We start from the raw sequence: 9,407 nt of genomic DNA on the forward strand, positions 1-9,407 counted from the left end.
AAATAAATGGAGAAACTTAAAACAATAGCCAGTTTTGATTTGCCGTATGAAGCTCATTTTGCCAAAGCGAAATTAGAATCTGAAGGAATAAAAGTCTTTTTAAAAGATGAACTTACCGTGCAGGTGGATAATTTTATTTCTAATGCCGTTGGTGGAGTCAAATTACAAGTTTTTGAGAGAGATGTTATAAAATCAAATGAGATTCTGGTGGAAGCTGGATTTCTTAAACCTAAGAATATTGAATCTGATCTTTACGAATCTAATTTATCTAAGCTAACATCTAGAATACCACTAATTGGAAGATTAGGTTTTGAGATAAGAATACTTGTAATATTGGCAGTTTTAGTGATTGCTGTATTAGTTCCTATTGTACTTTTATCTTTGCCCAGCAAAACAGAATTAATTACTGGTGAAACTTGGTATCTGAATATAATTAGATACAATGGGAAATACTATAAACCACAGACAAATGAATTAAAATTGGTATTGTCAAATGGATACTCTGAAAATATTAAATTCTATGAGGATGGAACGGTTCGGATGCCTGGTTTTAATACGCCTTCAATTGAGGCAAAATGGAAGTTGGAAAATAATAAGCTCGTAATATTTGATTCGGACACATTAAACTACATTTATGATGGTAGTTATGACCTGAATGTGAATTCAAATTCAATTTCTCTTACATCTAAATCAACAAAAATAGTAGGGCGCATTGGGAGAGTTCATATTTTTTGAAGAATCTCAACGGTTAGCACTAGCTTGTAGCTCGTGTATTGCGAAAGCAAAAAGCGCTTAACGGTAAAATAAAATATTAAGCGAAGCTAAATGCTTCGCTTTTCTTTTAAAATCTCTTCAGTAAATATTTGTATCGCAATTGGAATAGTGTACAGCAAATGGATAAACCAACCGGAAAGCCAAACCATATTCCTACTGCGCCAAAACCCCATACAAATGCCGATAGATAGCTAAAGGGCAAGGAAATTACAAAGTAAGATACAAAGGTGATCATTACGGGAATGCGAGCATCGGCAAATCCTCTGAGTGTTCCTGCCAGTACAATCTGAATGCCATCAACCAACTGAAAAATACTACAAACAACAAGCATTTGTGCTGCCAGGTTGATTACCGTGTGGTTGTTGGTAAACATCAGTGGCAAAATGTTGCGAGCACCTATAAATACAAGCATTAAAAGTGCACAATACAGGTACATCAGATGCATAGCGGTTTTGGTTGCTCTTTTAATGCCAAGACTATTGTTCTCTCCTTTGTAATGACTCACACGAATGGTGGTTCCAGCTCCCAATCCTTGATAGATCATGAAACCAAGAGTAGAAAGGGTAATGGCAACCTGGTGGGCAGCCAAACCTGTTTCGCTAACCCATCCCATCATGATGCACATAAGCCGAAAGCACTGGCTTCCATTACCAATTGACCTCCCAAAGGAAGACCAAGCTTCACAATTTGTATGCATTTGTCCCAACAAAATCTGCTTTGTTGGTAAAGTTTTACAAAGAATTTGAACTTCTCATTTTTATGGAAGAGCACGATAAAAGCAATGGCCATAAATGTTCTAGCCATTAAGGTTCCTACTCCGGCACCAATAAGACCCAACTCGGGTAAGCCCATTTTTCCATACATAAACAGGTAGTTTCCCACTACATTGATTAAGTTGGCCCAAAGCATAATCTTCATTGCTGTTTTGGTGTCGCCAACCCCCTCGGCAAACTGCTTAAAACCATAAAATATCATCATGGGTACTACCGATATCATAAGAATGGCCAAATAATCTTGCGAGGCTTGCAATATAGATTCTGGTTGTCCCATATGTGGAATCAGAAAATACAGAATTAGCAACACGGCAGCCAAAGCTACGCCCATAAATGCATTGGCCATTAAACCATTCTTAATCCATGATCCGATGGAAGCATAGTCTTTCTCTCCATAGTTTTTTCCGATTAATGGAGTTAATGCAAAGGAATAACCCATTCCAAATATCAAAACCAGGCTAAACAGGGTGTTGGTAAATGATGCCGCAGCAAAGGGAGTGGTTCCCAATTGACCAATCATTACATTATCGATTAAACCAACTGTAATTTGTCCTGCCTGAGCGATAATAACCGGAATGCTAAGAGATAGTGTTTTTTTATATTCGGTGGAATGTTGCTTCCAAAATTTCATAGTAAGTATATAATTGATTTGTGTTTCGATACTGATTGCTCAGTATTGAAATTCAGTTTTCTGATTTTCCGGCTGCAAATATATTTCGGTCAAAAGGCAAATTGCTTTACATTTGTTAAGTCAGAATCAAAAAATGTTTTTATGAGAAATGCGATTTCCGCTATCGATAGGTATTACAAACTGTCGAAACAAAGCAAAAATTTAATCATTCATGAATTCGAAGAAGTTCGCATGAAGAAAGGAGAGGTGTTAATTCATGAGAACATTCGCTCGCCTTACCTGTATTTTATTGAAGAAGGAGCAGTAAAGAATCATTATATCGATGAGAAGGGAAACAAGAAGGTGGTTTGGTTCGGATTTGAAGGCAATATCTGTTTTTCAATGAACTCATACATCAATATTAATTACATACATGAAACAACTGAATTGCTGGAAGACAGCTTGTTTTACAGGGTGAAAATAAATCATGTAAAAGCATTGTTTAAAGATCATTGTGATTGGGCAAATTGGGGACGATGCTTTATGGAAAGTGTTTTTATAAATACCATTCATGAGTTGGATGAATTTAAATCGCTGGCCACCAAAGAAAAATACATGAAGCTTATTGAGAACAATCAGGATGTGAAGGAAAGGGTTCCTTTAAAGGATATCGCTTCCTATTTGGGCGTTTCACCAGTAACCATAAGCAGACTGAGAAAAGAATTGGGCATTCAGGAAAACAAGGATTTGTAATATTTGAAGCATATGCATAGAACCTACCACATTGTAAACGGAGATTGTTTAAAAGAGATGTTTCCCAAAAACATCGAGGGCGAAATAATTGTAGCACGCGAATGTTTGGTGGATGGTGATGTATCTGGTGACAGTTTGGATGAGTTATTGCAGCTTAGGGCAAAGTTTATTTGTAGCAAGTATCCTGTAGGTAGCGAAGAGGAATATCATCAGGGAACTTCAGCAGAACTGAAAAAGATACTGGAGATAAATGAGAAGGATGAGGTGAATCTATGGTTCGAAGATGATCTGTTTTGCCAGGTGAATTTTTGGTTTTGCTTGAATCTTCTGTTCGAGAACGATAAGAAACAGAACATTTTTCTGGTTCGACCCAATCAAGGGAATGAATACAACTTTGGCAGAATGAATCAGCAGGACCTATCAGTGGCTTATGAACACAAAATGTTAATCGATGGCAAATCATTGGAACTGTTGGCCAAATTGTGGAGGATGTATCAGCATGAGAATTGGATGGGGATGCATGAAATTGCTGAACAATTGAAAGAACAATTCCCTTTTTTACTTCCAGCTGTAAATGCACAAATTGATCGTTTGTCAAAGGGAAAGTATGAAGGCCGACCAAAGGAAAGTTTACGAAAAATAATTAGCGATTTAGAAACTACCGAATTTGCTCCCGTATTTCAGGAGTTTTGCAAAAGAGAAGAAGTCTATGGTTTCGGCGACTTTCAGGTGCGTGCTCTGCTCGATGAAATCTTAAAGAATAAATAACTCTTTTTGTCACTGCTACTTATAATGATAAATCCTAAGAAGTAGTAAAAAAATGCCTTCATCCCCATAAAGCCACTTTTTGTCAAGAGTGGGCTAATGATGTGAATCTAAGTTTTAATGTCTGCGTAACACACCCTAGCTTACTGCTACCAAAATATGTGTATGAAGAATTGTTGGGAGATAATGCAGTGTGGACGAGAAGAGAATGGTGAGAATGTGAAGGAGATGGGTGTTTGCCCAGCCGCGCTTCCCAACGAATTTGATGGAGTTCACAATGGACATGCCGGGGGGCGATTTTGTTGGACGATAACAGGAACTTTATGTCATGGCAAGCCTGGTGGAACTTTTGCGGAGAAATTTCTTACCTGCTTGACTTGTAAATTTTTTAAGTATGTGCAAGATGAGGAGGAGCGGAATTTTAATGTAACTCCAACACAGGCAAAAGTAAATATTAAGTGTAAACTACTAAATGCGAAATAAAATCAAGAGACAAAAAGAAGTCAATTCTTCCTTTTGTCTCTTTTATATTTTAGTCTAAGTTCAGTCCTTATATTCTATTCACAACCTTTTGTAATATCCTTTAGCCAGATGAATGATAAATCATTAATGATTTTTGGTTCTTCTGGTAAAGATCCAAGAGCCAATGATTGCAGTAAATGGTGCAACCAATACCAATCCGAAACTGCCAACCAAGGTATGAAGGATTTCTCCGGAAACATAGTTCAGATTTAGGATGTTAATCATTGGAGTTCCCTGTGCAATAAATACCATCAAAAGAGCAGAGAAACCTCCTGAATAGGCAAGAAGAAGAGTAGTTGTCATGGTTCCCACAACAGCTTTCCCAACTTCGAATCCCGAACGGCGCAATTCTTTTCTGCTGATCTCTTTGTTTGCCTGGTATACTTCTGCCTGAGAAGCTGAAATATCCATGGCAATGTCCATTACCGCACCCGAAGAGGAAATGAAAATTCCTGCTAGGAAAATTTCAGTAAGGTTCAGGTAATTGTATCCCGAGTAAAGCAAGGTTTCCGAAAAAGGTTTAATGGCACCATGAATATTAAAAAGCGTACCAAACAATATGGCCATAATACAAGTGACAGCAACTCCACTCATTGCACCTAAAAAAGCGCTTAGACCTTTTTTATTGGTACCTGCTACCAAAAATATAATTACCGATGTTAGTAAGGCTACAATAGCCAATGAAAGTGGGATAGGAGGAAAACCTTTTAGCAATCCTGGCAACAGTAATTTCCATATGGCAATGCCCGCAAACATAAAGGATAACATAGCTTTAACACCTGTCCATCCTGCAAAAGCCACCAAGATGATTACAAATAAAGTCAAAAGAAATGCTTCCAACCGAATGCGATAATGATCCACTACGGTGGCACTAATTATTTGCGAGTTATCCTCGTTTAAATTAAGCACGGTAAGCGTTTTGTCTTTCGGTAAAAAGAATTTATCGAACTCCATTCTTCCTACCAGCTGATTAAATGCAGTTAACTCTTCTCCTTTAAACTTACCGTTTAGAATCTTGATTTTTAAGCTTTGTGTGCCTGTCTTAATAATACCCGTTTCAACAATTAAACTGTTATCGGTTTCTAAAACCAATGCTCTCACACGAGTCGTGTTTTTGTCTGCTTGGGTTTCAAAACCATTCGGGAGTAGTACAATTATCAAGCTTAACACGATTAAAAGTACAATCAGAATTAAATCGGATTTTTGAGGAATGCTGAATTTAAACATATGGCAAATTTAGAAAAGAAAAATGTAGGAGACGCAGATCATTACGACTTTGTATGATTGTTTATGATCTGATGGGTTGAATACATTCAAGAGCGATGAAAATTTAGGATTTCAAATCATAAATAATCATGATAATCTACGTCAAAGCAAAAAAAAGCCCCGCAATTGCGAGGCTCATGAATTATCTGTTCTCTATTAATTTCATTAAGTTCTTTGGAACGTCGGTATTGTCGAAGAATCCGGTAAACAAATCGGCTCCAACACCAATGGAACGAATTGGAATTGGTGCAGCTGTGTGAGAAAAAGAGGTCCAACCAATACCAGCTTTTTGTGATAAAATATGACAGGTAGTTGTTGTAAATGGGTCGTAACTACCATACAGCAAATAAAACTGATCATCTTTCTTCATTTCCTGGTTGTAGTTCATGCTTTTTTCAAATGCAGTTTTTAGCTGCTGCATCTCGAATTCACTTAAGTCAAGACCTTTTTGGGTATCGCCTAGTCCAAAATGTTTTTTCGCCAATGCTAAACCATCTTCTACTTTGTAATTTCCTTTGTTGTTCTTTTTGTAATCAGAAATTAAGTTTGAAAAACTTTCGTATGATAAGTTTTGATGCTGAAGTATAGCAAAGTCTGAATGGTAATGACTACCGGAAAAGCCCAAAGCCATTCCCCCGGTTTCATGATCGCCGGCAACCAAAATTAAAGTTTCGTTTGGATGTTTTTTGTAAAAATCCAAAGCAACAGCAACAGCGTTATCGAACTGAATTACTTCCTGAATTACGGTTGCAGCATCGTTGGCATGACAAGCCCAGTCAATTTTGCCTCCTTCAACCATCATGAAGAATCCATTTTTGTTATTTAGTAACTCAATTCCTTTTGCAGTGAATTCTGCAAGAGAGATATCTGATTTTCCATTTTGATCGATGAAATAAGGAAGAGATTTTCCGCCAACTAATTTTGGAGCAATACTAATGATTTTATCATCACCTTTCTTCAAAGCCTTGAATTCGTTCACCGTATTTGTAAATCTGTAACCTCTGGCTTCTGCAATTTTTATAGAGTTGGTTTCTTTTTTTTCCAATTCAACTGATCCTCCCATGCCAAAATTGGACATGATGTTCTTTTCATCAACTTTGCCATCACCTTCAGGATGGTTAATTCCTCCTCCAGCAAAGTAGTTAAATCCACTTTTACTTAAATCAAGACTGATGTTATAGTACATGCTTCTGGAAGGTTGGTGAGCATAGAAGGAAGCAGGGGTTGCATGATCAATCGAAACAGAAGATACAATTCCTACTTTATATCCATTATCTCTGGCCATTTCAGCAATTGTCTGCAAAGGTTTTTGCCTTTTTGCATCCATCCCTATTGTATTAATCGATGTTTTTTCTCCTGTAGCGAGTGCAGTTCCTGCTGCTGCAGATCCTGTAATGAATCTGTCGGTAGCATAGGTGGTATAAAAACCTTGTTTAGGCAAGGTATTTAATTTTAATTTTTTGATACCATTGGTATTGTTAATGGCTCCCAAATAGCTTCGGCCGTGTTGGTTTGTGATAAGCCCATACCATCTCCAATAAAGTAGAAAATGTACTTTGGAGATTCCCCCTGATAATTGTCTCTTTCGCTAGGTTGTGCAAAAACATTGCTAATGCAGAATGTAAAAGCAAGAATCAGGTAAATTGTGATTGGTTTTAATCGTGTCATGTTTTTGGTTTAAAATTTTTTCAAAACTATAAAAAAACATTAATCTGTAATGGTTTTAAATAGTAAAAGAAAGTTAAATCTATATTAGATTTTATTTCATGCGTTCAATGCTTTGTTTGTTCTTCTCGTTAAAGAAGTTTTTGCCTTCCGGAGAATACAAATAGTCTACATATTCTTTGAAATATTCAATCACCTTATCGCGAACCACTTTCATTGTAGAGTTCAGCAATTTATTCTCTTCGGTAAATCCTTCAGGCAAAATGGCAACTGCTGTAGGCAACCAGCGATGCGGGAACATTTCCTCATATTTTCCACTCGGACGATATTCGTTCAATTCGGATTGCAATAACTCCAAGGCAGCTTTCTGACCTTCTTCCGAATCAGGAGTGAGATTTTGCTCTTTCAGTTTGGCTACAAGAGCTGCTTTATTAGGAACTACAAGAGCTATGGTATAAGGATCCTGATTGTTGTACAAGATACACTGTTCCATCAATGGTGATTGATCAACAAATGCTTCTTCGATTCCTTCAGGACTGAATTTTTCTCCGTCATTTGCAATTAGTAAAGACTTGAATCGTCCAAGCACATGCAAGAAACCATCTTTGTCCATATAACCCATATCACCGGTATGCAACCATCCATCTCGAAGTGTTTCTGCTGAGGCCTTCTCATTTTTCCAGTAACCTTTCATTACGTTACCGCCTTTTATTACAATCTCACCTTTCTCACCAATCGGCAGGGCATTGCCATCATCATCGCAAATGTTTAGGTCCATATTTCTAACCAAAAATCCCGATGAACCCAATTTATGCTTGTGATGAGCATTGGATGAAATAATAGGAGAGGCCTCTGATAATCCGTAGCCTTGATACATTGGAATGCCGATGGCATAAAAGAACTTCTGCAATTCGATATCAAGCAATGCACCACCTCCAACAAAGAATTTTAAGTTGCCGCCAAAGTTCTCTCTGATTTTCGAGAACAATATTTTATCGTAGAACATGTACATTGGTTTCAGGAACATTCTGCTCCCTTTGCCTTTGTTCCATCCATGATCATTGTATTTGTAGGCCAGGTTTAAGGCTTTGTTGAATAATTTCTCAACTTTAGGACCTTTGGCTTTTATTCCTTTCTCAATATTTTTTCTGAAGTTTTTTGCCAAAGCAGGAACACTCATTAAAATGTGAGGCTTAATTTCCTTGATGTTTTTAGGAATGTTTTTCAAAGCTTCCATTGGCGATTTACCTTGTTGCACGGCAGCAATAGATGCTCCTTTAAGCATAAAGCTATAGATTCCGGCTGTATGGGCAAAAGAATGATCCCAAGGTAAAATCAATAGTGTTTTGTAATGCTCAGGAATATGCATTAAGCTCGACGATTGAATTACATTGCTAGTGTAATTGTTGTGTGTTAAAATAATTCCTTTAGGATCAGCGGTTGTACCCGAAGTGTAAGAAATGTTTGCATTGTCATCAGCTTGAATTTCTTGTTGAATCTTATCTAAATCCTTTTTCTCCTCTTCGGCAAGCATTTCGCCCAAGCTCATAATATCCGAAAGGTAAACTTCAATGCCGTCCACTTCAACATCTTCATCAATTACAATGATTTGTTTTAGCGTTTTGATATCATCCTTAATCAAACGAATTTTTTCGAGATGATTTTTCGAGACAATCACATATTTTGCTTCGGAGTGAACAAGTCTGAATTTTAATTCATTTTGAGCATCCAGTTTCACGGATAAAGGCACATTTACTGCACCAGAAAACAAAATCCCCAGTTCTGAAAGAACCCAGGCATTTCTTCCTTCCGATAAAAGACCAATTCTATCTCCTTTATCAATACCAGAAGCGTATAAACCATAGGCTAAAAGTTTAACTTGTTTATGCAGTTCCTTGTAGCTTAACGATTCATATTTCTTTCCTGTATGTTCCCACAAATAAGGATTGGAGCCATATTTTTTTACGCTTTCTTCAAAAAGTTGAATTATTGTATTCATTGATATATTATGTCAGTCTGATGTATAATGAATTAAGAAAGCCAAAAGTAATCGATTCGGGAGTCAAAACAAATAGTCCATTTAAAATAAATTAAGGTTTAAGGTGATTGAATTCTATTCTTATGCGATTTGGATTTAGGAATTACTTTGTCAGTACTTTTCAGAAAAGTTTGAAGCCAATTGAAGCTTGAAATTTGGCACTGCAACTTGTAGGGGAGTGATCTAAGCTTTAATTTCCATTTTTCCATTTTGTTTGACAGAATTTAAAGGTTTAAATTAA

10 protein-coding genes are annotated in these 9,407 nt (G+C 36.9%); 4 read left to right on the forward strand and 6 right to left on the reverse strand.

All coding sequences use genetic code 11. The annotated features are described in order from the left end of the window. Positions 1-6: 6 nt before the first annotated feature. On the forward strand, positions 7-735 hold the full coding sequence (locus JCM15579_RS07350) for a putative signal transducing protein (protein WP_054717930.1): 729 nt from the start codon (positions 7-9) through the stop codon (positions 733-735). Positions 736-841: 106 nt separating this feature from the next. Here JCM15579_RS07350 and JCM15579_RS07355 read toward each other — a convergent pair whose 3' ends face one another. Together JCM15579_RS07355 and JCM15579_RS07360 are read right to left on the reverse strand one after the other, a co-directional pair. Then, complete coding sequence (locus JCM15579_RS07355) at positions 842-1,399, reverse strand: MATE family efflux transporter (RefSeq protein ID WP_172677390.1); 558 nt, start codon at positions 1,397-1,399, stop codon at positions 842-844. Further along, positions 1,387-2,178: an MATE family efflux transporter gene (locus JCM15579_RS07360; RefSeq protein WP_054717936.1), complete on the reverse strand. Its 792-nt coding sequence runs from the start codon at positions 2,176-2,178 to the stop codon at positions 1,387-1,389. Before JCM15579_RS07360 ends, JCM15579_RS07355 begins: the two co-directional genes overlap by 13 nt. A gap of 141 nt (positions 2,179-2,319) precedes the next feature. Between JCM15579_RS07360 and JCM15579_RS07365 the strand changes: the two genes are divergently transcribed. From JCM15579_RS07365 to JCM15579_RS07375, 3 genes are all read left to right on the forward strand, one after another. After that, positions 2,320-2,910 (forward strand): Crp/Fnr family transcriptional regulator, encoded by a 591-nt coding sequence (locus JCM15579_RS07365; protein ID WP_054717939.1) that lies wholly within the window; start codon positions 2,320-2,322, stop codon positions 2,908-2,910. 12 nt (positions 2,911-2,922) lie between these two features. Beyond that, positions 2,923-3,678, forward strand: a complete 756-nt coding sequence (locus tag JCM15579_RS07370) for a DUF1835 domain-containing protein (RefSeq protein WP_054717941.1) — start codon at positions 2,923-2,925, stop codon at positions 3,676-3,678. Between the two features lie 162 nt (positions 3,679-3,840). Continuing rightward, positions 3,841-4,158, forward strand: a complete 318-nt coding sequence (locus JCM15579_RS07375) for a two-CW domain-containing protein (RefSeq protein WP_174888099.1) — start codon at positions 3,841-3,843, stop codon at positions 4,156-4,158. 123 nt (positions 4,159-4,281) lie between these two features. Here JCM15579_RS07375 and JCM15579_RS07380 read toward each other — a convergent pair whose 3' ends face one another. The 4 genes from JCM15579_RS07380 to JCM15579_RS07395 all read right to left on the reverse strand — a co-directional run bounded on the left by JCM15579_RS07380 (position 4,282) and on the right by JCM15579_RS07395 (position 9,127). Beyond that, positions 4,282-5,424, reverse strand: a complete 1,143-nt coding sequence (locus tag JCM15579_RS07380; protein WP_054717946.1) for a YibE/F family protein — start codon at positions 5,422-5,424, stop codon at positions 4,282-4,284. 181 nt (positions 5,425-5,605) lie between these two features. Next, positions 5,606-6,904, reverse strand: coding sequence for an alkaline phosphatase (locus JCM15579_RS07385; protein ID WP_245625852.1), 1,299 nt, complete (start codon positions 6,902-6,904; stop codon positions 5,606-5,608). An 11-nt stretch (positions 6,905-6,915) separates the two neighbouring features. Beyond that, entirely contained in the window at positions 6,916-7,131 is a 216-nt protein-coding gene (locus JCM15579_RS20425) for a hypothetical protein (protein ID WP_054717953.1), read from the reverse strand. A gap of 91 nt (positions 7,132-7,222) precedes the next feature. Continuing rightward, positions 7,223-9,127, reverse strand: coding sequence for an AMP-dependent synthetase/ligase (locus tag JCM15579_RS07395; protein ID WP_054717956.1), 1,905 nt, complete (start codon positions 9,125-9,127; stop codon positions 7,223-7,225). Positions 9,128-9,407 lie beyond the last annotated feature (280 nt).

This window comes from Marinifilum fragile JCM 15579, assembly GCF_001310955.1.
GTDB lineage: Bacteria > Bacteroidota > Bacteroidia > Bacteroidales > Marinifilaceae > Marinifilum > Marinifilum fragile.

Excerpts from the sequence above, each read along its gene's own strand:
- JCM15579_RS07370 (WP_054717941.1), top strand. The coding sequence starts at position 2,923 with ATGCATAGAACCTACCACATTGTAAACGGAGATTGTTTAAAAGAGATG.
- JCM15579_RS07350 (WP_054717930.1), top strand. The coding sequence starts at position 7 with ATGGAGAAACTTAAAACAATAGCCAGTTTTGATTTGCCGTATGAAGCT.
- JCM15579_RS07360 (WP_054717936.1), bottom strand. The coding sequence starts at position 2,178 with ATGAAATTTTGGAAGCAACATTCCACCGAATATAAAAAAACACTATCT.
- JCM15579_RS20425 (WP_054717953.1), bottom strand. The coding sequence starts at position 7,131 with ATGACACGATTAAAACCAATCACAATTTACCTGATTCTTGCTTTTACA.
- JCM15579_RS07365 (WP_054717939.1), top strand. The coding sequence starts at position 2,320 with ATGAGAAATGCGATTTCCGCTATCGATAGGTATTACAAACTGTCGAAA.
- JCM15579_RS07395 (WP_054717956.1), bottom strand. The coding sequence starts at position 9,127 with ATGAATACAATAATTCAACTTTTTGAAGAAAGCGTAAAAAAATATGGC.
- JCM15579_RS07355 (WP_172677390.1), bottom strand. The coding sequence starts at position 1,399 with ATGTGCATCATGATGGGATGGGTTAGCGAAACAGGTTTGGCTGCCCAC.
- JCM15579_RS07375 (WP_174888099.1), top strand. The coding sequence starts at position 3,841 with ATGAAGAATTGTTGGGAGATAATGCAGTGTGGACGAGAAGAGAATGGT.
- JCM15579_RS07380 (WP_054717946.1), bottom strand. The coding sequence starts at position 5,424 with ATGTTTAAATTCAGCATTCCTCAAAAATCCGATTTAATTCTGATTGTA.